The sequence below is a fragment of the Streptomyces sp. AM8-1-1 genome (assembly GCF_032229325.1).
In the GTDB taxonomy this organism is placed as follows: domain Bacteria; phylum Actinomycetota; class Actinomycetes; order Streptomycetales; family Streptomycetaceae; genus Streptomyces; species Streptomyces achmelvichensis.
Window position 1 is genome coordinate 561020 of sequence record NZ_CP135086.1, and the last position, 25754, is coordinate 586773.

General features: G+C 70.3%; 22 protein-coding genes. 8 read left to right on the top strand and 14 right to left on the bottom strand.

The window, feature by feature from the left end; all coding sequences use genetic code 11:
• Nucleotides 1–5 precede the first annotated feature (5 nt).
• Nucleotides 6–2306 (top strand): FdhF/YdeP family oxidoreductase, encoded by a 2301-nt coding sequence (locus RPQ07_RS02495; RefSeq protein ID WP_313942315.1) that lies wholly within the window; start codon nucleotides 6–8, stop codon nucleotides 2304–2306.
• A 69-nt stretch (nucleotides 2307–2375) separates the two neighbouring features.
• Here the strand turns inward: RPQ07_RS02495 and RPQ07_RS02500 are convergent, their stop codons facing one another.
• Together RPQ07_RS02500 and RPQ07_RS02505 are read right to left on the bottom strand one after the other, a co-directional pair.
• Nucleotides 2376–3011: a DUF1345 domain-containing protein gene (locus RPQ07_RS02500; RefSeq protein ID WP_313942316.1), complete on the bottom strand. Its 636-nt coding sequence runs from the start codon at nucleotides 3009–3011 to the stop codon at nucleotides 2376–2378.
• 96 nt (nucleotides 3012–3107) lie between these two features.
• Nucleotides 3108–3593: a pyridoxamine 5'-phosphate oxidase family protein gene (locus RPQ07_RS02505; protein WP_313942317.1), complete on the bottom strand. Its 486-nt coding sequence runs from the start codon at nucleotides 3591–3593 to the stop codon at nucleotides 3108–3110.
• A gap of 209 nt (nucleotides 3594–3802) precedes the next feature.
• Between RPQ07_RS02505 and RPQ07_RS02510 the strand changes: the two genes are divergently transcribed.
• On the top strand, nucleotides 3803–5170 hold the full coding sequence (locus tag RPQ07_RS02510) for a pyridoxal phosphate-dependent decarboxylase family protein (RefSeq protein ID WP_313942318.1): 1368 nt from the start codon (nucleotides 3803–3805) through the stop codon (nucleotides 5168–5170).
• Nucleotides 5171–5285: 115 nt separating this feature from the next.
• Here the strand turns inward: RPQ07_RS02510 and RPQ07_RS02515 are convergent, their stop codons facing one another.
• The 4 genes from RPQ07_RS02515 to RPQ07_RS02530 all read right to left on the bottom strand — a co-directional run bounded on the left by RPQ07_RS02515 (nucleotide 5286) and on the right by RPQ07_RS02530 (nucleotide 8647).
• Complete coding sequence (locus RPQ07_RS02515; protein ID WP_313942319.1) at nucleotides 5286–6032, bottom strand: DUF1775 domain-containing protein; 747 nt, start codon at nucleotides 6030–6032, stop codon at nucleotides 5286–5288.
• 56 nt (nucleotides 6033–6088) lie between these two features.
• Entirely contained in the window at nucleotides 6089–6739 is a 651-nt protein-coding gene (locus RPQ07_RS02520; protein WP_313942320.1) for a hypothetical protein, read from the bottom strand.
• 85 nt (nucleotides 6740–6824) lie between these two features.
• Nucleotides 6825–7580 (bottom strand): SDR family NAD(P)-dependent oxidoreductase, encoded by a 756-nt coding sequence (locus RPQ07_RS02525; RefSeq protein WP_313942321.1) that lies wholly within the window; start codon nucleotides 7578–7580, stop codon nucleotides 6825–6827.
• 167 nt (nucleotides 7581–7747) lie between these two features.
• Nucleotides 7748–8647 carry an AraC family transcriptional regulator gene (locus tag RPQ07_RS02530; RefSeq protein WP_313942322.1) on the bottom strand — a complete coding sequence of 300 codons (900 nt, stop codon included), beginning with the start codon at nucleotides 8645–8647 and terminating at the stop codon, nucleotides 7748–7750.
• A 191-nt stretch (nucleotides 8648–8838) separates the two neighbouring features.
• Here RPQ07_RS02530 and RPQ07_RS02535 point away from each other — a divergent pair, with 191 nt between their 5' ends.
• The 4 genes from RPQ07_RS02535 to RPQ07_RS02550 all read left to right on the top strand — a co-directional run bounded on the left by RPQ07_RS02535 (nucleotide 8839) and on the right by RPQ07_RS02550 (nucleotide 13941).
• Complete coding sequence (locus tag RPQ07_RS02535; protein ID WP_313942323.1) at nucleotides 8839–9156, top strand: putative quinol monooxygenase; 318 nt, start codon at nucleotides 8839–8841, stop codon at nucleotides 9154–9156.
• Between the two features lie 70 nt (nucleotides 9157–9226).
• Nucleotides 9227–10189, top strand: a complete 963-nt coding sequence (locus tag RPQ07_RS02540) for an alpha/beta hydrolase (protein ID WP_313942324.1) — start codon at nucleotides 9227–9229, stop codon at nucleotides 10187–10189.
• Nucleotides 10190–10360: 171 nt separating this feature from the next.
• Complete coding sequence (locus RPQ07_RS02545; protein ID WP_313942325.1) at nucleotides 10361–10972, top strand: DUF402 domain-containing protein; 612 nt, start codon at nucleotides 10361–10363, stop codon at nucleotides 10970–10972.
• A gap of 143 nt (nucleotides 10973–11115) precedes the next feature.
• Nucleotides 11116–13941, top strand: coding sequence for a SpoIIE family protein phosphatase (locus RPQ07_RS02550; RefSeq protein ID WP_313942326.1), 2826 nt, complete (start codon nucleotides 11116–11118; stop codon nucleotides 13939–13941).
• 100 nt (nucleotides 13942–14041) lie between these two features.
• On the opposite strand, the gene RPQ07_RS02555 is transcribed toward RPQ07_RS02550, so the two are convergent.
• Both RPQ07_RS02555 and RPQ07_RS02560 read right to left on the bottom strand, forming a co-directional pair.
• On the bottom strand, nucleotides 14042–14236 hold the full coding sequence (locus RPQ07_RS02555; protein WP_313942327.1) for a hypothetical protein: 195 nt from the start codon (nucleotides 14234–14236) through the stop codon (nucleotides 14042–14044).
• Between the two features lie 162 nt (nucleotides 14237–14398).
• Nucleotides 14399–15013 carry a hypothetical protein gene (locus RPQ07_RS02560; protein WP_313942328.1) on the bottom strand — a complete coding sequence of 205 codons (615 nt, stop codon included), beginning with the start codon at nucleotides 15011–15013 and terminating at the stop codon, nucleotides 14399–14401.
• 209 nt (nucleotides 15014–15222) lie between these two features.
• Here RPQ07_RS02560 and RPQ07_RS02565 point away from each other — a divergent pair, with 209 nt between their 5' ends.
• Nucleotides 15223–16329, top strand: coding sequence for an AI-2E family transporter (locus RPQ07_RS02565; protein WP_313942329.1), 1107 nt, complete (start codon nucleotides 15223–15225; stop codon nucleotides 16327–16329).
• A gap of 129 nt (nucleotides 16330–16458) precedes the next feature.
• Here RPQ07_RS02565 and RPQ07_RS02570 read toward each other — a convergent pair whose 3' ends face one another.
• The 6 genes from RPQ07_RS02570 to RPQ07_RS02595 all read right to left on the bottom strand — a co-directional run bounded on the left by RPQ07_RS02570 (nucleotide 16459) and on the right by RPQ07_RS02595 (nucleotide 22441).
• On the bottom strand, nucleotides 16459–17973 hold the full coding sequence (locus RPQ07_RS02570) for a SpoIIE family protein phosphatase (protein WP_313942330.1): 1515 nt from the start codon (nucleotides 17971–17973) through the stop codon (nucleotides 16459–16461).
• Nucleotides 17974–18213: 240 nt separating this feature from the next.
• Complete coding sequence (locus RPQ07_RS02575) at nucleotides 18214–18498, bottom strand: hypothetical protein (protein ID WP_313942331.1); 285 nt, start codon at nucleotides 18496–18498, stop codon at nucleotides 18214–18216.
• Nucleotides 18499–18544: 46 nt separating this feature from the next.
• Nucleotides 18545–18862: a hypothetical protein gene (locus tag RPQ07_RS02580; RefSeq protein WP_313942332.1), complete on the bottom strand. Its 318-nt coding sequence runs from the start codon at nucleotides 18860–18862 to the stop codon at nucleotides 18545–18547.
• A gap of 63 nt (nucleotides 18863–18925) precedes the next feature.
• Nucleotides 18926–19663: a D-Ala-D-Ala carboxypeptidase family metallohydrolase gene (locus RPQ07_RS02585; RefSeq protein WP_313942333.1), complete on the bottom strand. Its 738-nt coding sequence runs from the start codon at nucleotides 19661–19663 to the stop codon at nucleotides 18926–18928.
• Between the two features lie 39 nt (nucleotides 19664–19702).
• On the bottom strand, nucleotides 19703–20545 hold the full coding sequence (locus RPQ07_RS02590; RefSeq protein WP_313942334.1) for a penicillin-insensitive murein endopeptidase: 843 nt from the start codon (nucleotides 20543–20545) through the stop codon (nucleotides 19703–19705).
• A gap of 192 nt (nucleotides 20546–20737) precedes the next feature.
• Nucleotides 20738–22441 (bottom strand): glycoside hydrolase domain-containing protein, encoded by a 1704-nt coding sequence (locus tag RPQ07_RS02595; protein ID WP_313942337.1) that lies wholly within the window; start codon nucleotides 22439–22441, stop codon nucleotides 20738–20740.
• A gap of 130 nt (nucleotides 22442–22571) precedes the next feature.
• On the opposite strand from RPQ07_RS02595, the gene RPQ07_RS02600 reads away from it, so the two are divergent.
• On the top strand, nucleotides 22572–25646 hold the full coding sequence (locus tag RPQ07_RS02600; protein WP_313942338.1) for an AfsR/SARP family transcriptional regulator: 3075 nt from the start codon (nucleotides 22572–22574) through the stop codon (nucleotides 25644–25646).
• The last annotated feature ends 108 nt before the right edge of the window (nucleotides 25647–25754 follow it).

The window sequence follows — 25754 nt, forward strand, 5'->3', positions numbered from 1 at the left end:
GCTCGATGAAGAAGCCCCCCGGTGAAGAGCCGGCCAAGCGACTGACCGTCACCCCTCCCAAGACATGGGCGGCGGGAGTGCCCGCCGTGACCCATGCCTTGGAGTACTCGCTCGAGGAGACGTCGGTCAGACGTACCGGAGTGACGCTGCTGACCATGAATCAGGTGGACGGCATCGACTGCCCCGGCTGCGCCTGGGCGGATCCCACCCCCGGACACCGGCACCGCAACGAGTACTGCGAGAACGGCGCCAAGCACATCAACGACGAGGCGACGACACGGCGCATCACCGCCGACTTCTTCCGCAGGCACTCGGTCTCCGCACTGGGCCGGCGGTCCGATCTGTGGCTCAACCAGCAGGGCAGGCTCACCGAACCGATGGTCAAGCGGCCCGATTCGGACTACTACGAGCCGATCAGCTGGCACGACGCGCTCGGGCTGCTCGCCGAGGAGCTGAAAGCACTGGACTCGCCCGACGAGGCGGTCTTCTACACGTCCGGCCGGGTCAGCAACGAGGCCGCCTTCATCCTTCAGCTCTTCGCCAGGGTCTTCGGCACCAACAATCTGCCCGACTGCAGCAACATGTGCCACGAGTCCAGCGGCTTCGCCCTGCACGAGACCCTGGGCACCGGCAAGGGGACGGTGAGCCTGGAGGACATCCATCACGCCGATCTGATCTTCCTGGTGGGGCAGAACCCCGGGACGAACCATCCACGGCAGCTCTCCGCGCTGGAGCAGGCCAAGGACAACGGCGCCCGCATCATCGCGGTGAACACCCTTCCCGAAGCCGGACTGCTTGCGTTCAAGAACCCGCAGAAGGCTCGCGGTGTGATCGGGCGCGGTGTCCAGATCGCCGATCAGTTTCTGCACATCCGCAGTGGAGGCGACCTCGCACTGTTCCAGGGATTGAACCGGCTCCTGCTGGAGGCGGAGGACGCACGGCCGGGGACGGTGCTCGACCAGGACTTCATCCGCTCCAGTACCAGCGGCTTCGAAGACTTCTCCCGCCACGCACGAACCATCGCGTGGGACGACGTCCTCACCGCGACCGGACTGACCCGGGAAGAGATCGACGACGTCCGGGACGCGGTCCTGAACAGCGAACGCGTCATCGTGTGCTGGGCCATGGGGGTCACGCAGCAGACTCACGCCGTCCCCACCATCAGGGAGATCGTGAACTTCCTGATGCTGCGCGGCAATCTCGGCAAGGCCGGAGCGGGTGCCTGTCCCGTACGCGGACACAGCAACGTCCAGGGCGATCGCACGATGGGTATCTGGGAGCAGATGCCCGACTCCTTCCTCGACGCGCTGGAGCAGGAGTTCGGCTTCGAACCTCCGCGCGCTCACGGGCTCGACTCGGTGAACTCGATCAGAGCCATGCGCGAAGGCCGTATCAAGGTCTTCCTCGGCGTCGCGGGAAACTTCGTCCGCGCCGCTCCGGACAGTGACGTCACCGAGGACGCCATGCGGCAGTGCCGCCTGACCGCCCACATCTCCACGAAGCTCAACAGGTCCCATACGGTCTGCGGCGGGACCGCCCTCATCCTGCCGACCCTCGGCCGCACCGAGCAGGACATCCAGGCCACCGGCCATCAGTTCGTGACGGTGGAGAACTCGATGAGCGAGGTCCACACCTCCCAGGGGCGCCTGGAGCCGGCATCCCCGATCCTTCTCAGCGAGGTCGCCATCCTCTGCCGGCTGGCCGTGCGGACCCTGGACGGCAAGGCCGGCATTCCGTGGAGCCAGTTCGAGGCGGACTACGGAACGATTCGCGACCGGATCTCCGGTGTCGTGCAGGGTCTGCACGACTTCAACCGCCGGGTCGCCCGTCCCGGAGGCATCAGGCTGCCGAATCCGGTCAACGAGGGAGTCTTCCCCACGACCGTCGGCAAGGCCCTGTTCACCTGCAACGACTGGGAGATGTCACAGGCACCCGAGGGGCATCTGCTGCTCCAGACCCTGCGCTCGCACGACCAGTGGAACACCATCCCGTACACCGACAACGACCGCTACCGGGGCATCCACGGAAGCCGCCGCGTGGTCCTGGTGAGCCCGCAGGACGTGTCCCGGCTCGGTCTGACGCAGGGGCAGCACGTCGATCTGGTGAGCGTGTGGTCGGACAACGCGGAACGGCGCGCGGAGGACTTCGTGGTCGTCCCCTACCCGACGACAGCCGGCTGCGCCGCCGCGTACTACCCCGAGACCAATGTCCTGTTGCCGCTGGACAGCGTGGCCCGGACCAGTAACCAGCCGACCGCCAAGGGCATCGTGGTCCGTCTGGAGCCCACCGCAGTCCGAGTGCGGTGAGCGAGCCCTTCGGGCCGGGCCTGTGCTTGGTGCGTGCGGCCTCGGCCGCACGCATCCAGGCCACGGGAATCAGCCGGTGACGATGCCGGTCACGAGGTTGATGGTCGTCGCCAGGATGCTGGTTCCGAAGACGTACGACAACAGGGAATGCCGCAGCACGTTGGAACGGATCTTCGAACTCGAGACGTCGGTGTCGGAGACCTGATATGTCATGCCGAGGTTGTAGCTGAAGTACAGGAAGTCCCTGTATGCCGGCGGGCGTTCGGAGTTGAAGTCGATCCCGCCTGCGGGCCGCAGGTAATAGAAGTACGCATAGCGCGTGGCGTACATCAGATGGAGCGCCGCCCAGGCCATGAAAACGCCGGCGAGCGCGGTCGCGGCCGCGGCGTGGCCGCTGTCGGACTTGCCCAGAAGGAGCAGCAGCACAATGGCGACCAGCCCGCAGAGGGCGACCCCGACAACGACGATTTCATCGACCGCGGGCCGAAAGTCCTCGCGTTGGGCGTTGGTCTGTGTGGCCGTGGCATTCATCGGCCACAGTACGATCCAGCCCGTCACGACGAAGACCGTCTCCGTGGCGGCGATTCCGGAAAGAATTCCCAGCAATGGCCCGGTCGAGAATCCCACGACCAGACCGGTCAACGCTCCGACAACCACCGCGTAGGCAAGTCGTGGGACCGCGGAAAGCGGCAACCAGGTTCTCATGGGCCACCACGTTAGCCGTGCAGTGATCACTCGGCCGACAATGCGCCTCGAAGGCGCGGGTGAAGAATCGCGACCGAATGCGGCCGCTATTTCCGGCTAGAGCGTGACGGGACGGCGGGTGTCCACGCCCGTGCCGTGGACCGGGTCCCGCCCGGGGATGTGCACCTCGTGGCTCGTGGCACGGGCGTGGTAGAGGCGCAGGTCGGCGTCCCCCCTCAGTTCGTGCGGCTCGAATGCCGTCGCGCCCTTTCCGTCGGCCCGGCTGAACGCCTCGGCGCAGCGCCGGGGCAGTTCGGCGTCGTCGACCACCGAGGCACGGGCGTCGATGTAGACAGCGCGTCCCTGGCCGACGGGTGCGGTCGAGTCGAAGATGACGAGTGCGACCGCGGGCCGTTCGGCGATGTTGGCGGAGTGGTGTGCCGTTGGCGACGACACCCAGTAGATGTCCCGGTAGTCGGCGTGGGTGAAATACACGGGCGACACCCGAGGACGTCCGTCGGGTTCGGTGGTCCCGAGGGTGAGATACCGGTGGGAGTCCATGACGTGTCGGGCCATCTCGGCCAGGTCGTCGCGCGGTGTCATGGCTCGCATGGTTGCACGGCACCGGCTCGCGGTGGTGCGGATCCGGGGTGGGCGAGGGCGAGCACCGTCCGATGCGCTCGGGCGAGCGACCTGGTCGCAGAGCGGGCGTTCCGTGGGCGCGGACACCTCTGTTCCCCATGTCGGCCCCGTTCGATGTCCCCTCGCGACTGCGCTTGCGTGGCCCCGCCACCTGTCCCATAGTCCGAGGTATGGACCCGCGCGAGACGGCGCTCCACCAGGCGTACGACCATGCTGTCCGCTGGCTGGCGAGCCTGTCCGACCGCCCGGTTCCCGCCCGCGCTTCGGTGGACGAGATCGTGAGCGCGCTCGGTTCCGAACTGCCCGACGGTCCCAGTACGCCCGCCGACGTCGTCGACCTGCTGGCCTCGGCCTGCGAACCGGGGCTCACCGCGTTCCCCAGCGGACGCTTCTACGGCTTCGTGGTCGGTGGCAGCGAACCGGCGGCGCTGGCCGCGGACTGGCTGGTCAGCGCATGGGACCAGAACGCCGTGATGTCCTCCGTCTCCCCCGCGTACACGGCCGTGGAGGACATCGCGAGCGCCTGGTTGCTCGATCTGCTCGGCCTGCCCGGCGAGAGCGCCGTCGGCTTCACCACGGGCGCCACGATGGCGAACTTCACGTGCCTGGCCGCCGGACGCGACGCGGTGCTGCGGCGCGCCGGCAGGGACGTTGCCCGGGACGGACTTGCGGGCGGGCCGGCCGTACGCGTGATCGCCGGAGCGAACCGCCACATGGCCATCGACCTTGCGCTGCGCTACCTGGGCCTCGGACAGCCCGAACTGGTGGCGGCGGACGATCAGGGACGTATCGATCCCGCGGCACTCCGGAGCACCCTGGCGACCGGCGCGAAGACGCCGACCATCGTGGTCCTCCAGGCCGGAGACATCCATTCCGGCGCCTTCGATCCGTTCGTCGAGTCGATCCGCGCCGCACGTGAGGCGGATGCATGGGTACACATCGACGGCGCGTTCGGACTGTGGGCGGCCGTCTCCCCCGCGTACGCACATCTGACGGAGGGCTGCGCGGAAGCGGACTCCTGGGCGACGGATGCCCACAAGACCCTGAACGTCCCCTACGACTGCGGGCTCGCCATCGTGCGCGACGCGTATGCGCTCCGGGCGGCGATGGGCCTGCACGGCGACTACCTGATCCTGCACGAACGCGGCGATCCCAGCGACAAGGTCCCCGAGCTCTCCCGGCGCGGCAGAGCCTTCACCGTGTGGGCCGCCCTCAGGTCCCTCGGCCGCTCGGGGGTGGCCGACCTGGTCGAGCGGCTGTGCCGGCACGCCGCGGCGTTCGCCGCCGGTATCGCCGGGATGGACCGCGCGACGGTGCTCAACGACGTGGTGTTCACCCAGGTCTGCGCGGAGTTCGGCAGTGACGAGCGTACGGAACGCGTGCTCGCCCGGCTGCTCGACGACGGCACGACGTGGATCAGCGGTTCCACCTGGCGCGGCCGACGGGTCGTGCGTATCTCGGTGAGCAACTGGTCGACGACCGACGACGACGTGAGACGCGCACTCGCCGCGATCCAGCGCGCGGCTGTCGACATCTGAGGCCGTCGCGCGGCCGGCTCGCGGCGGGTCGCCGGGGAGGGGTGCGAGAGCGGCGAAGTCCGCCGTCGCTCCCTCGCCGACGACCCGCCGCGAGCCCTTCGACGCTGCCTCCTCGTCAGGCGCCGCCCGCCGTGCCCCGGCGCTTGAACCACCAGGCGCCGCCGGCCAGAGCAGCGATCACGACGACACCGATGACGATGGGGAGAGCGGGCGACGAGCCGCTGTCCGACGTCTCCGCGGTCTCCTCCGCCGCCTTGCCGTCCTCCGTGGCCGGCGTGGACGGCGCGGCCGTGGTCGGAGCGGCGGTGGTGGGCTCGGTCGTGGGAGTGGGGCTCACCGGCTTGGCGCCCGGCGCCGCTGCCTTCAGTTCCAGGACCGGGGCCGGACTGCCGTGTCCGTGGCCGTGCCCGTCGCTGCTGGGCTTCTCCAGCTCGATCCAGCGGTGCACCTGGCCGTCGCTGTAGGTCTGCAGGGTCTTGAACGCCACGGACTTGGCGTCGGGGAGCTGCCGCACGACGACGGAGTACTCGACGTCCCCGCCGACGGCGGCCTTCGGACCCGACACCGCGTAGCCGCGGGCCGTGGGCGTCAGCTTCCAGCCCGCCGGGCCCTTCTTGAAGGCGATGTCGGGCGGCAGGAGACCCTCGGGCAGGATCACTTCCAGCTTGGTGATCCCGGCCTTGTCGGACTCCGACTCGGCCGAGAAGTTCAGCGTGACATTCTGCGCCAGGGCGGCCGCGCCTTCCGACTCGACTTCGACATGGGCCGAGGCCGGGGCGGCGAAGGCGATGGAGGCGGCGAGGGCGACGCCGGCCACGACGGAGAAGCGGCGCGCGGTGCGCGCGCGGGTGATGCGGGACACGGGTGACTCCCATGGTGGGTTGAGGCTGGCGGGCGCGCAGGACACGCGCCCCGAGGTCAGACGACGAGAGCGAACGCCGCCGGGGGACCTCGGCGCACAACGGCGTGCGCCAGCACCAGGGATGTACGCGGCTGCGACTGTGCCCGCGTCCGTGCCGGCGGCACGGCGCGCGTCGCGACGGGGAGGCCGGCGGCCGGTACCAGCCTCAGGACGATGCCGCCGAGCACCTCGACCAGGAGTCGTCCCACGAGGCGGCTCGCGGTGTCCGCGCGGTGCAGGCACCAGGCCACCAGCAGAGCGGCGACGACATGCGCGATCGTCATCGCAGGATCGTGGTGAGTGGCCGGCCATGCCGCGCCGGGACCGTCGTGGGAGGCCATCGCATGGGCCCCGTGGCCCGGTTCCTGCCCGACGAAGCGGAGGAACCAGAAGTGCAGGGCCACCTGGGCCGCCCCGGTGGCCAGGAGCGCGGTCGGGAGCGAGCGCGCGGTCCGTACGAGCGGCAGTGCCAGGACGAAGAGCAGCCCGCCGGCGAGCAGCACGGCCCGCCACGGCACCGGATGTCCCGAGACCAGATGGTGTCCCGTGACCGCCAGAGCCGTACCGATGGCGGCGAACACCCCGGCGCGGACGGCGCACACCGGCGCGCCGCTGATCGGTTCCTGTCCGATGCGGCGCGCGGCGCGAGTAGGGCTGGTCCACGGCATGGCTGACCCATCATGGATCATCACCGCAGTTCCTGGCCCCGGGGTTCGGGAATCGCGCCCTGTAACGCATCCCACCCCGCGGCGGTCAGAGGTTGAAGCCGCCCGACACGTCGATGTTCTGCGCGGTGATCCAACGGCTCTCGTCGGAGAGCAGGCCGGCGATCACCATGCCGACGTCGTCGGGCTCTCCGAGCCGTCCGAGCGCGGTCTTCGCGGCGAGGGCCGGAATCACCTCGGGGAACTTCTCGAAGGCGTTGCCGGAGATCCGGGTGCGGGTGGAGCCCGGCGACACGGCGTTGACGCGAATGCCCCGTGTGCTGAACTCCTTGGCCATGTAGCGGGTCAGCACGTTCAGCCCGCCCTTCATCGTCGCGTAGGCCGAGTAGCCGGGCTCCGCGACCGAGGTGGCCGAGTTGCTGGACGTGTTGACGATGGCGCCCTCGTCCGCCATCAGCGGCAGCAGCGTCTGGGTCAGGAAGTACGGCCCCTTGAGCAGGACTCGCGTGAACCGGTCGAACAGCTCCTCGGTGGTGTCCTCGAACATCGCCATCTGCCCGAAGCCGGCGTTGTTGACGAGGTGGTCGAAGGTGTCGCGCTGCCAGGTGTCTCGCAGTGCGTCGACGACGGAGGCGCGGAAGGCAGGGAATCCGCCGGTGTCGCCGACGTCCAGCGGGAGCGCGACAGCGGTGCCGCCCTCCTTCTCGATCGCCGCCACGGTGTCGAGGGCCCCTTGCAGGTTGCCGCTATAGGTGAGGATCACTCCGACGCCCCGCTGGGCGATCTGTACTGCCGCGCTCTGACCGATTCCGGAGCTTCCGCCGGTGACAATGGCGACCTTCATGATGTGCCTCCTGGTGTTGAATGTATTCGTATTCCTCGGTGCGGAAATCCGACTCATTCATGGAAGCACTCGGAAAGGGGCAACGAGAATATCAATTCTCTCGCTTCCCTGCACAATCCTCTCGCGGTGAGTACTGGACGTCCATGACGGCCCGGCCCACGGGAGATTCAGGGCACAGTGGCGGGGCTCACGGAGCGGCGCAGGCGGGCGGCGTCCTGGCTGGGGGGCGCGCCGAACTGACGGCGGTACTCGCGGCTGAACTGCGAGGGGTTGTCGTAGCCGACGCTCTGGCCGACGCCGGTGACGTCGTGGGGGCGGGTGGCCAGCAGGAGTCGGGCTTCCTGCAAGCGGATCTGCTTCTGGAACTGGATGGGGCTCATCGCGGTCACCGTCTGGAAGTTGCGGTAGAAGGCGGAGACGCTCATGCCGGCCAGCTGCGCGACGTCCTCGACCCGGAACGGCTGCGCGTAGTGCTCGCGGATCCACCGCACCGCCCGCGCGATGTAGCTGAGACTGCTGTCGGCGAGGCCGAGCTGGCGCACGATGCCTCCCTGCTCGCCGGTGATCAGCCGCCACAGGATCTCGCGCTTGACGAGCGGCGCCAGAACCGCTTGGTCGCGGGGCTCGTCGAGCAGGCGCAGAAGCCGGATCACCGCGTCGAGCAGCGCATCCGGAGCATCGCTGACGGCGATGCCCGGCGACGCGCCGCCGCCGGCGCGGGGGATGTCTCCGGGTCCGGCCTGCAACAGCAGTTCAGCGACGGCGGAGGGCTCCAGCGTGAGCCCGAACCCCAGTGCCGGGTGCTGCGGGGAGGCATCCACGAAGTGTCCGGTGACGGGCAGGTCGACCGAGGTGACGAGGTACTGACCGGCACGGTATTCGTACACCCGCTCCCCCAGCGCGAGGTGTTTGGCGCCCTGGGCGATGACCGCAAGCACCGTGCCGGACATCGACAGGGACGGCGGGTCCGACCGTTCGACGCGCGAGATGAGGACGCCGTCGATCGCGGTGGTCCAGTCGGGCCGCGCGTGCCGGACCAGCAAGGTGCGGAGCTCGTCGAGGTACATGTCTCCATTGCAGCACACAGCCGGTCGCCTGTTCCCTGCCGGAGGAGGATTGTGCAAGTCACGGCGAGGATCGATGTGTGGGTTCCCCGGTCCCACGGCTTGAATGGAACCAGCGAATTGAACGGAGCGGACGATCGACTCCGCATCCCGTACCGAAATCCCCATCCCTTCTCGCGAAAAGGAAAATCGCCGTGACAGCCACCTATGGATTTCATGCCACCTTGACCGCCAGACCCGGAATGAGCGACCAGCTGGTCGAGCTGCTGCTGACGGGCCTGCATGAGGGCAGCCCCGGCGCGAGCGAGCACTGCGTCGTCTATCTGGTCTGCCGTTCGGCGTCCGACCCCGACGTCGTCCACATCACCGAGGGCTGGACCAGCGAGGAGGACCACCACCGGCTCTTCGCCGGTGAGGCCGCTCAGAGCGTCGTGTCGCAGATCGAAGGGCTGTTGCTCAAGGAGCCCGAGTACACCGACCAGGTCCCGGTCCACGGCAAGGCCGCGTTCTGAGCGCGCTGATCGTCTCATCCCTTCCCGACCGACCTGCCGCCCCGCTCCCGTCCCGCCGAAAGGACCCGTCGTGACCCAGGCACGCCCCGACATCGACCCCGAACTCCGAGCTCTGCTGGCCGACATGGCGCTCCCCTCCGAGCTCGGCCCTGAGGTGCTCGCGCAACTGCGGGGGCTCCCTTCCACGCCGGTCGACGAACTCCTCGAAGGCCGCGCGGTCGAGCGGCGCGAGGTCACCGTCCTCAGCGGCGACGGCACGCGGATCCCTCTGTCGGTCTTCAGCCCCGCAGGCGCAGGCCGCCCGACGAAATCTCCGTGCGTCTACTGGATGCACGGCGGTGGAATGGTCATGGGAGACCGCTTCTCGCAGATCGACATCCCGCTGGAGTGGCTCGACGAGTTCGGCGCCGTCGTGATCTCCGTGGACTACCGGCTGGCGCCGGAGGCCACCGGCACGACCTTGGTCGACGACTGCTATCAGGGCCTGCTCTGGATCGTCGAGCATGCCGAGGATCTGGGCGTGGATCCCACGCGTGTCGTGATCGCCGGTGCCAGCGCGGGCGGAGGCCTGGCCGCCGGAATGGCGCTGATGGCCCGCGACCTCGGCACTCCGCCGATCGCCGCCCAGATGCTGATCTGCCCCATGCTCGACCACCGCAACATCACCACCTCCAGCCGGCAGTACTCCGGCGGGCCCGGCGTCTGGACTTGCGAGATGAACGAGTTCGGATGGCGATCCGTACTGGGCGCACTCGCCGACGATGATGTGCCCGCCTACCTCTCCCCCGCGCTCGCGGACGATCTCTCACGCCTGCCGACCACCTACATCGACGCCGGCTCGGCCGAGGTGTTCCGCGACGAGGACGTCGACTACGCCACGAGGATCTGGGAGGCCGGCGGCCAGGCGGAGCTGCATGTCTGGGCGGGAGGCTTCCATGGCTTCGACGCGCTGTATCCGCAGGTGAGGGTGTCGGAGGCGGCGCGCAGGACGCGCAAGGACTGGCTAGCCCGGGTGCTGACCGGTCGCGGGTGAGCGGCGTCGCCGAGGAGGGCGCCCCCGTACCCCTCCGTGAGGCCCCCGGGCCGTCACGTCCGAGGGCCTCGTATCCATCCTCCTACTCGGCCGCGGAGGGCCGGAGCCGTACCCGGGAGGTGGCGGGGGTCGCGGCACACGTCGTGACCGCGCGCCCCTAGGGTGAACCACATGGAACCCCGCTTTTCCGCAGGTCAGGTCGTCGTCCGGCGCGAGATACTGGATGATCGCGAATGGCTGGTCTACCCCGTACGCGTGGTGGCCGACGACGGCCGCACCCTCGCCGTGTACCTCGCCCAGGGGACGCCGCTGACCTTCGGCCGCGGCGACTTCTCCTGGGGGTTGCACCCGTGGGTGGACTTCGACCACTCCTGGCAGTCCACCGGGGTTCTCCAGTTGCAGCGAGCGGGGGACGGATACGCGGTCTGGGCGCGTTGGGAGGGGGCCGCGCTCAAGGACTGGTACGTCAATTTCCAGCGGCCCATGCGACGTACCGAGCGCGGTTTCGACACCCTCGACCAGGAGCTCGACCTGGTGATCCCGGCGGACGGCTCCCCCTTCGTATGGAAGGACGTCGACCACTTCGAGGAGCGGGTGCGTGCGGGCGGCTTCGGCCCCGGTGAGGCGGAGGCCGTGCGCGAGGCCGCTGACGAGGTCGTGCGGCTGATCGGGACAGGTGACTGCTGGTGGGAGCAGTGGCGCGACTGGCAGCCTCCAGCCGCGGCCGAGGTGCCCGGGCCGCTGGCCCTGGAGAATGTCGGGGTGGCGGACGCAGGCTTCTGACTCGGCCCACAGGAGCCCCGCGCCCCCGCGCGGCGGCTCCACCCGCACGCCGGGCCCGGCCGCACCCGTGTGCCAGGGAAAGAGGGGCCTCCGCGCCTCCTCCTCAGGGCGATATGTGCGCTGCTCAGTGCTACAAAAAGGGCATGACGGGAAATTCTCCCCTTCGCTCGGCGCTTTCCTCGCTCCGCTCGTCGGTCGCTCGGTTCTGGGGCAAGCGCACCGCGCACCGCACATCACAGCGCGCGCGGAGCGCTCCTTCTGCCAACTCGTCCTCGGCGCCCGGGAGATCAGGGCGGCGCGGACTGCGTGCCTTCCTCGGTGAGCGCAGCGCCGCCGGGCAGGTGCTCATCCTTCAGGTCGTCGTCGCCGCAGTGCTGATCGCGGGCGCAGTGGCCGCGCTCTCCTTCGAAGCGCAGCACGACGGCCAGCAGAATGCCGAGAGCCGCTCGCTCGCGGCCGCCGAGTCGTTCGCGGATGCTCCGGGCACCGAGGCGGCACTGAGATCCGGGGCACCGACCGGCGTTCTGCAGTCTCATGTCGAAGAGGCACGGCACGGCTCGGGCGTGGACTTCGTCTCGGTCATGCGCCCGTCGGGCGTCCGCCTCGCCGACTCCGATCGCACACTGATCGGTCTGCGGGCCGAAGGGGTGGAACGGGCCGCGTCGGGGGAAGCCTTCACGGAGATCTTCCGAGGAGACCCGAGCAACGCGGCGCGCGCGGTCGTCCCCGTGACCGATGCCGACGGCACCGTTGTCGGTCTCGTGGCCGCCGGTGTCCGCATCGAGCACATCGGCGCCTACGTGAACCGTCAGATGCCCGTCCTCTTCGCCTGCGCCGCCGCCGCACTCGCGCTGGCGACGATCAGTGCCGTGCTGGTGAGCAGGCGATTGCGCCGCCAGACCCACGGCCTCGGCCCCACCGAGATGACCCGCATGTACGAGCATCACGACGCCGTGCTGCACGCGGTACGGGAAGGCGTTCTCATCATCGGCGGCGACGGCCGGCTGGTGCTGGCCAACGACGAGGCGCGCAAGCTCCTGGAGATTCCGGCGGGTGCGGAACGGCGCCGCATCGTCGAACTCGGCCTCGACGGTGACATCGCCGAACTGCTCGCCTCGGGCCGAGAGGTGACGGACGAGGTGCATCGCGCCGGAGACCGCCTGCTGGCCGTCAACACACGGCCGACCGCGCCTCGTGCGGGCGTGCCCGGCACGGTGGCCACGCTGCGCGACACCACCGAGCTGAGCGCCCTGACCGGCACGGCGAGGGTGGCTCGCGAGCGGCTCGGCATACTCTACGAGGCGGGCGTCCGGATCGGCACCACACTGGATGTGCGGCAGACCGCCGAGGAACTGGCTCAGGTGTCCGTCCCCCGGTTCGCGGACTTCACCACGGTGGAGCTGCTGGACAGCGTCGTACGCGGCGAGGAGCCGTCGAGCGTGGACACGGATCTGCGGCGTGTGGCATTGAGCGGTCGCCGCGCCGACGACCCGTTCCAGCCGGTGGGCGACGTCATCGGGTTCGACATCCCCACGACCCCCATGGCCGCGGCTCTGGCGAGCGGTCACGGCGTGCGGGAGGCCGACCTGACGGTGGCGGACGGCTGGCGCGCCCAGGATCCCCCCGGAGCACAAGCCGCTCTCGCCTACGGAATCCGCTCGCTCGTGACGGTGCCGTTGCGGGCCGGGGGTGTCGTCCTGGGTGTCACCAACTTCTGGCGTACGGAGGACGCCGCGCCCTTCGAGCCGGAGGATCTGTCCTTCGCCGAGGAACTGGCCGCGCGTGCCGCCGTGGCCATCGACAACGCCCGGCGTTACACGCGCGAACACGCCCTCGCCGTGGCGCTTCAGCGCAGCCTGCTGCCAGGCGTGCTGCCCGAGCAGGACTCCGTGGAGGTGGCCCATCGCTATCTGCCCGCGCACGCCGGGGTGGGGGGCGACTGGTTCGACGTCATCCCGCTTCCGGGTGCTCGGGTCGCGCTGGTCGTCGGTGACGTCGTCGGACACGGCATGCATGCCGCGGCCACCATGGGCCGTCTGCGCACGGCGGTCCACAACTTCTCCACCCTCGACATGCCGCCCGACGAGATCCTGGGACACCTGGACGAGCTGGTCACCCGGATCGAGGAGGAGGAAGGCGGCGACGGCATCGCGGGAGCCACGTGCCTGTACGCGATCTACGACTCGGTGACGGGCCGGTGCTGTCTCGCCCGGGCCGGGCACCCGGCTCCGGCGCTGGTGCGTCCCGACGGCACCGTGGAGCTCCTCCCGGACGAGCCCGTGTCCCCGCCGCTCGGAGTCGGTGTCCTGCCGGTCGAGACCGTCGAACTTCAGCTGACCGAGGGCAGCGGGCTGGTCCTCTTCACCGACGGCCTCGTCGAGCACCGGGACCGCGACCTCGACTCCGGGCTCCGTCTCCTGCGCAGCACCCTGACCGAAGGCGGGGACCGGACGCCCGAGGAGATGTGCGAAGCCGTCGTCCGGGCGATGGTGGTGCCGGACCGTACGGACGACATCGCCCTGCTGGTGGCCCGGACCCGCCTGCTCGAACCCTGGCGGATCGCGGAGTGGGATCTGCCCTTGGATCCCTCAGCGGTCTCTCCCGTACGCGCCGCGTGCGGCCGGCAACTGGAGGAGTGGGGGCTGGCGGACATCGCCTTCTCCACCGAGCTGATTCTGAGCGAGCTCATCACCAACGCGGTCCGCTACGGGGCGGAGCCCGTCCATGTGCGCCTCCTGTACGAGCGAAGCCTCATCTGCGAGGTGTCCGACGGCAGCAGCACCGCCCCGCATCTGCGCCACGCGGCGACGACGGACGAAGGCGGGCGCGGGCTGTTCCTCGTCTCCCAGTTCGCCCGGCGGTGGGGCATCCGGTACACGCCCGCCGGGAAGGTCATCTGGACCGAACAGCCGCTGTTCGACGCGCCGCAGCCTGCGATGGACCAGCTCCTGGACGCCATCTCCTGGTGAGCGGCCACGCGTCGAGGCGCCTTCCGCACCGAAGGAGCGCCGGGGCGGGGTGAACATCCTTTGCCGGCGCTCCTGCGGACACGATCCTGGTGCGGTCAGCTCACCGCACGCGCTCAGGTGGTTCGATGACGTGCTGGAAGGCGGTCATGCACGGAAAGCAGTGCCGTTCTGTCGAGTACTCCTCCTGGCCCTCGGACCGTCGAAGGCCACAGAGCGTCTTGGTCTTGTCCGGCGCCAGCACGTGCCAGGCGGGATCCTCACCTGCGGCAGTGGCTCCGGCCCACATCTCGTACATGCCTCGGCTCCTCTGGCTAGGCAGCACTCTTCACCTACATGCCACCATGTCCGCCACCCCTGGGCGCCTTTTGTTACTCCACCCCGGTGATGCAGGCGCGCGGGAGGTTTGCCACGCTCCGCGGCTCCCGGGGCAGCACGCCTCCGGTTCCCGGAGTGCCGGTCACCACTTGTGGGCCACGTCCACGATCAGTTTGTCGCCGGACTGCAGCACCCGGAACGGGAGCCTCGCCCGGACACCGAGCCCGATCTGCGAGCGTCCTTCGAAACTCGCGCCGAACCGGGTGTCCTTGAACGTCTTGTACCCGGTCAGGTCCACGCCCGGCAGGGGCTTCGCGGCCCGCCCGCCGTAGGTCTGACGAAGCGTCACCGGGTCGTAGCTCGGGGCGGAGACATAGATCTCCAGAATGGCGCCTCCGCCGACCGGTATCGGATCGCCGGAGCCGTCCTGGTGGAACGCGTCGACGTAGCCGACGTAGTAGCCGAGCTTGCCCGTGGCTCCCTTGACGTCGAAGACCATGCGGTCGTAGCACTCGCCCCGGGACGTCGTCACGTTCCGCAGCGGCTTCGAGTCCGTGTCGAGGGCCTGCTTGACGGTACTGCCCCACGCCGTCGCGCACGCGGACGGCGACGCGGCGCCCGATGCGGGCTGTGTCGCGGCTCCCGCCGGTCCCACCGCTGCCACAAGTCCCGCACCCGCCAGCGCAAGTGCCACACCCGTTGCCCAGTAACGCCGCATGATCTGCTCCCCCACATCGATGAGTTGCCCGTACGCCATGTGAGACGTTCGAGCGGCGCGCACGTTGCCCAACTCGCAGCTTTCAGCCACAAAGAGGCCCAAAGCTGCCCTCTCTCCTCGCTCCGGGAGGGATGAGGACGAGGCGCAACTCCGTTCGCGGGGACCGCTCTGCGACGGGCCACCCCACGGCTGTTGCGGAAGGGACAGCGGATACTGAAGTGCGAGGCGAGTACCCATAAGGTGACCCCATGTCTGCCAGGTTGAGCTCCCGAAAAACCGCCGCCGCGCTCCGGACGTCGGCGCGAGTGTCCGCCGAGTTGCTGTTGGTCCTCGTCATGGCTGCGGTGGCCCTGTGGGTACTCGGCCGTATGTGGTCGGTCGTCTGGCCGCTCATAGTGGGCCTGTTCCTCACCACGCTGACGTGGCCCCTGACGCGGTTCCTGCGCCGGCACGGGTGGCGTCCCGCTCTGGCGGCGTCGGTTGTCACCGTGCTGTTCCTCCTTGTCGCCGTGGGGGTCGCGGCGCTCATCGCGGTGCCGGTGGCGTCCCAGTCGGGCGAGCTGACCGACGGTGTGGTCGATGGCATCGCGAAGCTGCGCGAGTGGGCCGCCGGGCCGCCGCTGAACATCGGCGACGACCAGATCACCAAGGCCCTCGATTCCGGGGTGGCACGCCTTCAGGGCAGCATCGGCAGCATCACCTCCACGGTCGTCACCGGAGTGAGCACCGTGTTCAACGGTGTGGTCACCGCCGTACTGGCGCTCTTCCTGATGTTCTTCTTCCTCAAGGACGGTCCGCGGTTCCTGCCGTGGCTCACCCGTCAGCTCCCCGGCCGGCTCGCCACCGACATCCCGACCGTGGCCGCGCGCAGTTGGGACACCCTGAGCGCGTTCGTGCGTTCCCAGGCGCTCGTCGGTCTGCTGGACGCCGTCTTCATCGGCCTCGGCCTGTGGATCGTGGGGGTTCCGCTGGTGCTTCCGCTGGCGGTACTGACCTTCGTCTCGGCGTTCGTCCCGATCGTGGGTGCCCTGTTCGCCGGGCTGGTCGCGGTGCTCATCGCGCTGGTGTCGAACGGCCTCACCGACGCGCTGATCGTGCTGGCGATCATCATCGTGGTGCAGCAGCTCGAAGGGAACGTGTTCCAGCCCATCATCCAGAGCCGTGGGCTCGGCCTGCACGCCGCGATGGTGCTGGTGGCCGTGGCGCTCGGCGGCAACCTGGCCGGAGTCGTGGGCAGTCTGCTCGCGGTACCGGTGGCCGCGCTGATCGCGGTGGTCTGGAACTACGTGCGCGAGCAGCTCAGCGATCCGCCGCCGGCTCCGACGGCAGACGACCCGGCCGCCGTCCCGTCGTAGCGGCTGTGGCACGCGGGCGATGTGTCAGCGCGCGTGCCCGAGTGCGGCGGCCTTGCCTGGCGGAGGAGGCGCCGGCGGAGCTTGCGCGGGAAATTCGCGCGCTCCTGACCGGCCGAGACGGTCCACGGATCAGCTGTCGCCCCTGTGCAGGGAGGGCAGGACCCGGGAGATGAGCAGCGCGACGTCGTCGTGGTCGCCGGCGTGACGCAGCGTGCTCAGCAGCAGCTCGCAGGTTTCGTCCAGCGAACGGTGGGGGTCGTCCAGCAGACCGAGCAGCTTGTCCAGGCACTCGTCGATGGACTTGTCCCGCCTCTCGACCAGCCCGTCGGTGTACAGGACGAGCTGGTCGCCCGGGCTGAGATCGATCGTGGTGCTGTGGAAGTGGGTTCCGCCGACGCCGAGCGGGGTGCCGGTGGGCAGGTCCAGGAGCTCGCGCCGTCCGTCGATGCGCAGGACGGCCGGTGGCAGATGTCCGGCAAGCGAGATGCGGCACTGCGCGGTGTGCGGGTCGTAGACGGCGTACACGCAGGTGGCGATGGTGTCCTGCTCGAGTTCGTCGGTGATGTGGTCGAGATGCCGGAGGACCTCGGCAGGGTCGAGGTCGAGGCCCGCGAGGGTGCGGGTCGCCGTGCGGAGCTGGCCCATGTTGGCCGCGGCGCTGACGCCGCTACCCATGACGTCTCCGACGACGAGGGCGGTCTTGTCGCCGGCGAGCGGGATGACGTCGAACCAGTCGCCGCCGATCTCGCTGGCCTTCTGGGCAGGCTGGTAGCGGGCGGCGAGAGCCAGGCCTGGACGTTTCGGCGGCGGGTGCGGCAGCAGGCTGCGCTGGAGCGTGAGAACGGTACGGCGCTGTTCCTCCACGGCACGGTGGCGCTCGGTGACGTCCACGCTGGAGGTCACCACCCCCAGCACCTCCCCGTTGGGCGCTTCGAGCCGGTGGAAGGAGATCGACCAGGCGTGCTCGTGGTCCGGATCGGCATGGGTGCGGCCGCTGGTGTACTGGTCGAGAACGGGGATGCCGGTGGCCAGGACCTTGCGCATGGTCCCTTCGAAGGAATCGTCCAGGAAGGGCAGCACCTCATGGACGTGCCGGCCGACGTGGTCGGCGGCGGCCACGCCGTTCATCCGCTCCTCCGCAGGGTTGACCGAGACGTACCTGAGGTCCGTGTCCAGTACTCCCAGCCCGATCGGCGACTGGGACACCAGCCGGTTGGAGAGGGCCAGGTCCCGTTCGACCTGGCGCAGCGTGGTCTGGTCGGCGGCGAGCCCCAGGGCGTAATAGTCGCCCTGGTCGTCCAGCAGCCGCATGTTGCGGAACTCCACCAGCCGGGTGCTGCCGTCCTTGTGCCGTACGGGAAAGACCCCGGCCCAGCTCTCGCCGGCCTCCATGACGTGGGCGAACATCCCCACCGCCGTCTCCCGCTGCTCCTCGTGGACCAGCAGGCGGCCCGCGTATCTGCCGAGAGCCTCGTCGGCGGTGTAGCCGAAGAGAAGCTCGGCCTGCGGGCTCCAGAGGTCGATCCTTCCCTCGTCGTCGAGGAGGACCGCCGCCACGTTCAGGACATCGAGGAGGCCACCCGTTGCGTCACTGGGGACACTCCCCGTGTAGGGACCGGCCCGGAAAGACTCGGCTGCACCCATTCCAGGCCCTCCTCTCCGCATACACCGCCACCGGCAGGGCGCCGGTCCGGGCCGTGGCCCGGTTTGCGCGTCTTTACCACCTCCATCGTCCCCCTCAAAGGGCAGCTTCGGCACTGCCGGCCGGCTGCGAGCCCCCGGAAACGTGGGTGGAGCGGCCCCGGAGACCGGGGCCGCTCCCTGTGGACCATCACCGTCGGTGACCGAAATCAGCTGCCGGCCGGTGACCCTCGTGGATACCTGTCAGCAGAACCATCCGTTCTGGACCCAGCCCCGCCGGTTGATGTCCCCGTAGGCGAAGCCGTAGGCCCAGTCCCCGTTCACTTTCTCGACGAGGAAGGTCTGGCCGCGGTAGAGCGTGCCCATCCACGCTCCGTGCGGTGCGGTCACCCGGACGAAGAGGTCGGTGGCGCATACAGTCTCGCGCTCGCCGACGGTCCCGTTCGCGGCCTCGGCGGGCGTGACGGTCAGGGCGGCGGCGAGCGCGAGGCCGAGGACGGCGGCCGCGCGCAGGGGGGTGCGTTTCATCAGTGACTCCTTCGAGGGTGCCGGGGGCTGCTCGGACGCCAGGGGACTACCAGGAGCCGAAGCCCCCGAGGCATTCCTGACGGACATAGCCCCAGTCGTTGGGGCCGAAGTCGAAGGTGGCCGCCCAGCCGTTGTAGACCGGGTGCGCTCCGCGGGTGTGCCCGACCTTGTTGCCGCGCAGCAGGGTGCGCTTCAGGCCGGTCGGGCCGTGCGCGCTGTCGTAGTTGTCGTAGAAGCTCGCGCTGTCGCAGACGATGACGGCATGGTCCGGCGTCGTGGGATCCGCGTGCGCCGTCGACGAGGTGGCGACGAGTGATCCCGCTACGAGAGCGCAGGCCACGGCGGCCTGTCCGATGGTCTTCATGCACGTGCTCCCTGTGCAGTGGGTGGGGTGCTTCGAGGAGACGGGCTCTTCGGTCGCTGCCGGTCAGATGCCGCAGGAGGACGCGGACCAGAAGCGGGAGGGGCGGTGGTCGACGTGCGCGTGGTCGTTGTGGGCGGGGTAGCCCGGGCCGAGGATGCCGTTGAATCCATGGCTCCTGGCCTGCTGGGCGAGCCTGCACAGCGTGTGCGGGCCTGCGCCGAGGTCCGCCGCGTCACCGTAGAGATGCCGGCTGCCGGCCGCGCCCCCGACGGCGTTGTTGCAGGCGGTGGAGCGGAATCCGCTGGTGACCCGGAGGGGCTGGTCACCCAGTGCGTGCCGCATGGCCTCCAGCTTCCACATCGTGCGCAGGGCGTTGGACTTGGCGGTGCCGGCGGAGACCGCGCCACCGGCCCAGGTGGTGTTGCAGGTGTTCAGTTCGGCGTAGGAGAAGTGCACGGGCGTGCAGTCGTTGTCCTGAAGGGCGTAGATCCGCTCGAAGGTGGCGGGGCCGGCGATCCCGTCGGCGGGCAGACCGTAGGCCTGCTGGAAGCGGGTCACGGCCGCCTTGGTGGCGGGCCCGAAGTCGCCGTCGATGCCGAGTACACCTCCGTAACCGGGATATCCGGCGACACGTATCTGCAGCTCGGTCACGTCGGCTCCGGAGGCGCCCTGCGAGAGGGTGCGGTTCCAGGTGTAGCAGCCGTCCGCGTGAGCCGATCCCGCGGTGGCGAGCGAGCCGGCGAGCAGACCGGCCGCGAGCAGGACCAGAGCGAGGACGGATCTGACGATGCGCTGGGTCATGGGACCTCCAGGTCCGAAGTGCGTGCGGGGGGACGGGGATCAGCAGACGTAGAGGCTGTTGGGGTGGACCTTTTCGCAGTACCGGATGTGCAGATGGTTGTCGTGTCCGGCGTACTGCGTGGTCAGTCCCTCGGAGATGAGCTGTGGGTCGTTGAAGAAGACGAGTGCGACGTGGCCGGGGGCAGCGGCGCGGAGAGCCTGGACGAGGCCGCGGGTGGCGGCCCGGTCGTACGTGGCGGACTGCCAGGTGATGCGGGGGCCGGTGCACTGGGCCGAGTCGGTCCGCACCGGCCAGAGGTCGATGTCGAGGCCGACGCGGTGGCTGGCGTGTCCGTTGATGGCTCCGCCGTGTTCGAAGCCGGCGTCACCCACGGGGATCCTGCCGTTGCCGGTGGCGGCGAAGGAGGCTGCCGCGGCTTCGAGCTGGGCGACGGCGGCGGCCGTGGCCCAATTGGCGGTGGTGTTGCCGTCCGGGTCGACGTCGCAGAGCCCGCTGCCGGAGCCGAAGGCGGCGTACTCGTAGTGCCACAGAAGGTTCTTCCAGGTGTCCGGCCCGACGATGCCGTCGGCAGTGAGTCCTGCGTGGGTCTGGAACGTCTTGACGGCGGCGGTGGTCGCGGCGGTGAAGCTCCCGTCGACGGTCAGCCCGGCGCTGCGTTTGGCGTTGAGCAGGGACTGCACGCCCTTGACCGCGGATCCGGTGTCGCCGCCCCGGACGGTGACGAACAGCCTGGCCCAGGTGGCGGGCCCGACGATCCCGTCCACTCCCAGACCCTCGGCGCTCTGGAAGGCCCGGACGGATCCGGCGGTCCCTGAGCCGAAGATTCCGTCGGCGGTCTGGCTTTGGCCGCGTGCGGTCAGCAGGTGCTGAAGGGCAACCACGTCCGCTCCTCGGTTGCCGATGCTCTGTGCCGGTGTGAAGGCCTGGGGGAAGGCGTGGGCGGGCGTGCCGACACCGGTCAGAAGGAGGACCGCGGCGGCGATGAACAGCCAAGCCCGCCGAGGGAGTCGATCGCGATCACGGGGACTGTGCTTCATGGCGCGAGCCGTGAGTGTGGACTGCATGGCGGGTCCCTATTTCCCTGACTGGAGCGCCGACCAGGTGGCCGGGCCGGCGATACCGTCCGAGGTGAGACCACGGGAGGACTGGTAGTCGCGCACGGCCGCTTCCGTACCGGCGCCGAAGGCGCCGTCGATGCCGACCGTGCGGCCGAGCGCGGCGGTGAGGGCGCGCTGGATCCGCGTCACGGCTTCTCCGGTCGATCCGGTGCGGATGAGCGGGGTGGAGCCCCGGGAGAGCAGGGCCGTCCAGGTCTTCGGCCCGGTGATGCCGTCGCCGGGGAGCCCGCGAGCGGTCTGGAAGGAGCGGACGGCGGTGGATGTACCCGCGTCGTAGGTGCCGGTGGGTGTGCCCGCGCCCGGATCGTGTCCGGCGCTCCTGAGCAGACACTGGGCGGCGCTGACCCGGCTGCCCGTGGACCCGGACGTCAGGGTCGGATACGCGGTGAAATTGAGGTTCGTGGTCGTACACCCTGTGGGTGGCGTCGACGCCGTACGGACGTCGAGATAGTTGCGGTCGATGCTGACGGTGACTCCGCCCCAGGTCTCGGAGACGTCACCCGCGTACTGGTGGATGCGCTGATGGTCGGCCCAGTGACCGGCGGGGACGTACGTGCCGGTGTTGGTGTCGGCGGCGTTGTTCCACCAGGCGTACCAGATGTGGTCGACGCGGCTGTAGGCGCTGTTGTCGTACTCGGTGGCTGCGTCCCGGATGCCCGACGAGGCACTGGAGTAGAGGCCGGAGAAGTAACCCCGGGCATGCAGCGCATCCGTCCAGCCGGACAGGTAGGACAGCACGGACGCCTTGCACGAGGCAGTGGACGGATAGCCCTCGATGTCGCTGTATAGGGCGCTGCCCGCGGGAATGCCGAGCGACTGCGCGGCGGCCACGGAGGCGTCGGCCGCTGCGGATCCCTGGGACCGGGCAGTGGCCGGCGTGGTGGACATCTTGTTGGAGAAGGCGGAGCACGGGGCCTGTTTGCCGACGTCGATGGGCATCAGCCGCCATCCCCTGGCGGTCTGGTCCGTCACCCAGTTCGCCGTGAGGTTCGGCTGCCCGCAGGCCCGGGTCGCTCCGCTGATGTAGACGCCGACGGCGCGGTAGGGAGAGGCGGCGTACCAGGCGTTCATGGTGGCGGCGGAGGGCGCGGCACACGCGTCGAAGCCCTTGCCTGCGAAGGTGCCGGGCTGGGGTCCGGCGGCGGCCAGGGGTGTGGCATCGGCGCGGTTCGGCACCCGGGTTCGCTCGGCTCCGGCGGCCAGCGTCGCGGAGTCGAGGACGCGGCGTACGGCCGGTTCGGTCTCGGGTGTGTGGGCCGCGGTGACGAGCACTCCGGCGTCCTCGACGGCGACCTTGATCTCGGCATTGCGGGACACGGCCGTCGGAGCCACGGCCGTACCGCTGACCGCACGCGCCGTCGCACCGGTGATCCGCTGCGCGGAGGAGGCGTCGAGCGGTTCGACGAGCAGGCCCGCGGTTCGACCCACGAGGTGCGCCGGGCAGCTGCTGCGCGCGCCGGGGCGGCCGAGGTAGACCGTGGGGCGGTCGAAGCGGATGCACGCGTCGGGCTGCTCGGTGAGGTCGACGACCTGCCAGCTCGCCGGTATCTCTATCTCGTAGCCGTGGTAACCGACCGTACGCGTACCGCTGTTCACCGGATCGGCTCCGGCGGGCGCCACGGCCACCCCGCCCACCAGGGCCAGGAGCGTCGCTGCCACCGACCACAGACGTCGGCACCTGACTGAACGCGGTTCCATCAGCGGTCTCCTGTCCGGTTCCCGGAAGTGGAGACCTGTGTCTACCGGGCGGTAGTAGCACGGTGGTTGCGCGACGGTAGCGCGGCTTGGCATGCTCACATCGGCCACTGGCCGGCAGTCCCGGGCCACGGCCGCACGATCCGAGCGCGACCTGGGCGGTGTGATGCGCTACCGAATCCTCGGGCGGCTGGAAGTCTTCGACGGCACGCAGTGGACATCCGTGAACGCGGCAAAGCAGCGGGCGGTGCTGGGACTTCTGCTCATCGACGCGAACCACTTCGTCTCCGCCGACTCCCTGATCCACGAGCTGTGGGGCGATCACGTCCCTAGCTCGGCGGCGAAGTCCCTCCAGGTGTATGTGCACCGGCTCCGGAAGGTTCTCGGCACGGCGCAGGGCGGACTGCTCACCCGGTCCGGAGGCTATGAACTCTCCCTGCGCGCGGGCGAGTCGGACGCGGAGCGGTTCGCCGCACTCACATCCGCCGGACGCGCCGCTCTGGCCGACGGGCAGCCGGAGGAAGCCGTGCGCGTTCTGTCCGAAGCCCTGGGACTGTGGCGCGGGCGGGCCCTCGGGGACGTCCTGCCCACCCCGTCGGTGCTGGCCGAGTCCGCACGGCTCGAGGAGTGCCGGCTGACCGCGCGGCAGGCTCTCGCCGAAGCCAAACTCGCCGCGGGCATGCACGGCGAGGTGGCAGCCGAACTGGGCGCCCTGCTCGCCGAACAACCCCTGCACGAGTCGCTGTGGGCCACGTTGATGATCGCCCTGCATCGCTCGGGACGCCGATCGGACGCCCTGCACGCGTTCGCCTCGGCACGACGCCTCCTCCACGAGGAGCTGGGCGTCGCCCCGGGAGCCGGGCTCCAGGAGGCGCTGAGGACCGTACTCGACGACACCGAACCCCGGGCCGCCAAGCCGGTCTGTCAACTGCCGCCCTCCGTGCCGGACTTCGTCGGGAGGCAGGCGCACCTCGACCAGGCGCTCGGCCTGCTCGGCGGCCCGGCCGCGGGGGCGCCGCGCATCGTCGTCGTCACGGGTGTCGCCGGGGCCGGCAAGAGTGCGTTCGCGGTGCACGCGGCGCATCAGCTGCGCGACACGTTCCCCGACGGCCAGCTCTACGCCGATCTGCGCACCTCCGCACAGCATCCGGCCGAGCCCGGAGACATCCTCTTCTCGCTGCTGCGCACCCTCGGGGTGAGCGGCGGCGCCATCCCCGACGGGCTCGCAGAACGGTCCCGGCGCTACCGGGCCGAACTCGCCGACCGCCGCGTCCTCGTCGTCCTCGACAACGCGCAGAACGAACGGCAGGTGCGCCCGCTGCTGCCCGGCACCGACGACAGTGCCGTCCTCGCCACCAGCCGCAGCGCACTGGCGGGCCTGGAAGGCGCGCGCCGCCTCGACCTCGGGCTGCTCCCCGACGACGAGGCGCACACCCTCCTGGCCCGCGCGGTCGGCGACGACCGCACCCGGCGCTCGCCCGAAGCCGCCGCGCGCATCGTCCGCCAGTGCGGGAACCTGCCCCTCGCACTGCGTATCGTCGGCGCGCGGCTGGCGACCCGCTCCCATCTCTCCGCCGGCCGCATCGCGGATGCCCTCTCGGACGAACGGCGGCGCCTGGACGAGCTGATCGCCGGAGACCTGGCGGTACGGGCCAGCGTCTCGCTGAGCTACGCGGCCCTCGAACCGAGCGCGGAACGCGCCTTCCGCCTGCTCGGCCTGCTCTCCGCCGCCACCGTTCCCGGCTGGGTCGTCGGCGCGCTCCTCGACTGCGGGCCCGCGGAGGCGGAACGCGCCCTGGACCGCCTCGTCGACAACCGGCTGCTGGAGGTCGCCGGGCCCGACACCACCGGCGAACCCCGCTTCCGTATGCACAACCTCGTACAGCTGTGCGCGCAGGAGCAAGCGGCCGCGCACGAGCCGCCGCACGAGCAACGGGCCGCGCTGGCCCGGGTCTGCACCGCCTATCTGCACCTCGCGCAGCGAGCCGACCGGGCCCTCGCCTCCGGCTTCGCGGGCCCTGTGCCGGCACTGCCTGCCACCTGGCACCCGCCCCCCGCCGACCGGCTGCCGGCCGGGCCGCTCGCCTGGCTGAGCGCGGAACGGGCCACGGTCTGTGCGCTGGTACGCCAGGCCGAGCCGGGTACGGCGTGGCGGCTCGCCGCCGCACTCGCCGACTCCTTCGAGTCGGCAGCCCGCTTCGACGACTGGCGCGACACCCACGAGACGGCGCTTGCGGCCGCACGCGCGGTGGGCGACCGCCTCGGCGAGGCCGTCATGCACCGAGGACTCGGTGAACTCAACACCGCGCAGGACCGCTACAGCGAGGCCATCACGAGCTTCCAGCGGTCTTTGGACGCCTATGCCCTGCGCGGCCGACCGGACCCGGGCGAGGCGGCAGCCGCTGTGGGCCTCGGCGTCCTGCTGCGGTTGCGCGGCCGGTACAGGGAGGCGGCCTGCCGGCTGGAACAGGGCATATCCGCCGCGCGGGAGACGGGCAACGCCCGCGCCGAGGCCTACGCGCTGTGCGCGCTCGGCACCGTCCATCTGGAACGCGGTGAGACCTCCGCGGCCCGTATCGCCTTCGGCCGCTCGCTCATGCTCTCGCGCACCGCGGGCTATCGCCGGGGCGAGTTCTCCGCACAGCGCTGCCTCGGCCTCGTCGAACTCGCCGTCGGCAGGCTCGCCGGCGCCCGGGAACGGCTGGAGACGGCCCACCGGATCGCCACCGGCCAGGGAAACCATGTCGGCGAGGTGCACGTCCTCCAGTGGCTGGGCCACCTCACCGACGTCCATGGCGACACGGATCGCGCCGAGGGCATCCTGGACGGATGCCTGGCCGCATACCGCCGTTTCGGCGAACGCTTCGGTGAGGCCATCACCCTGCGGGCGCTGGCCGATCTGCACCTGCATGCGGGGCGCCGGCCCGCGGCCATGGAGAGCGCCCGGCAGTCGCTGGCGATCTGGCGGCGGCTCGATTCGCCGTACTGGACCGCCCGTACGCTCGACGTCCTCGCCGACATCCACGAGGATGACGGCCCCCGCGAGCGGGCCCGCCACGAGGCGACGGCCCTGCGCGCCTCCCTCGGCCTCTCCCCCGACCTGCGCCCGGCGCTCACGCCCTCCCGGCGCCGGCTGGGCGGGCACCTGGCACCGGCGGCCGCGCACTGAGAGGACTTCCGCTGCGGGGACAGGTGCCGCCCGCCCCGAGACGCATCCCACGCGGCCGCCGCCGAGTGCCCCGACGCGCCGCCGCCGGTCATCGCGTTCTCGTTCCCC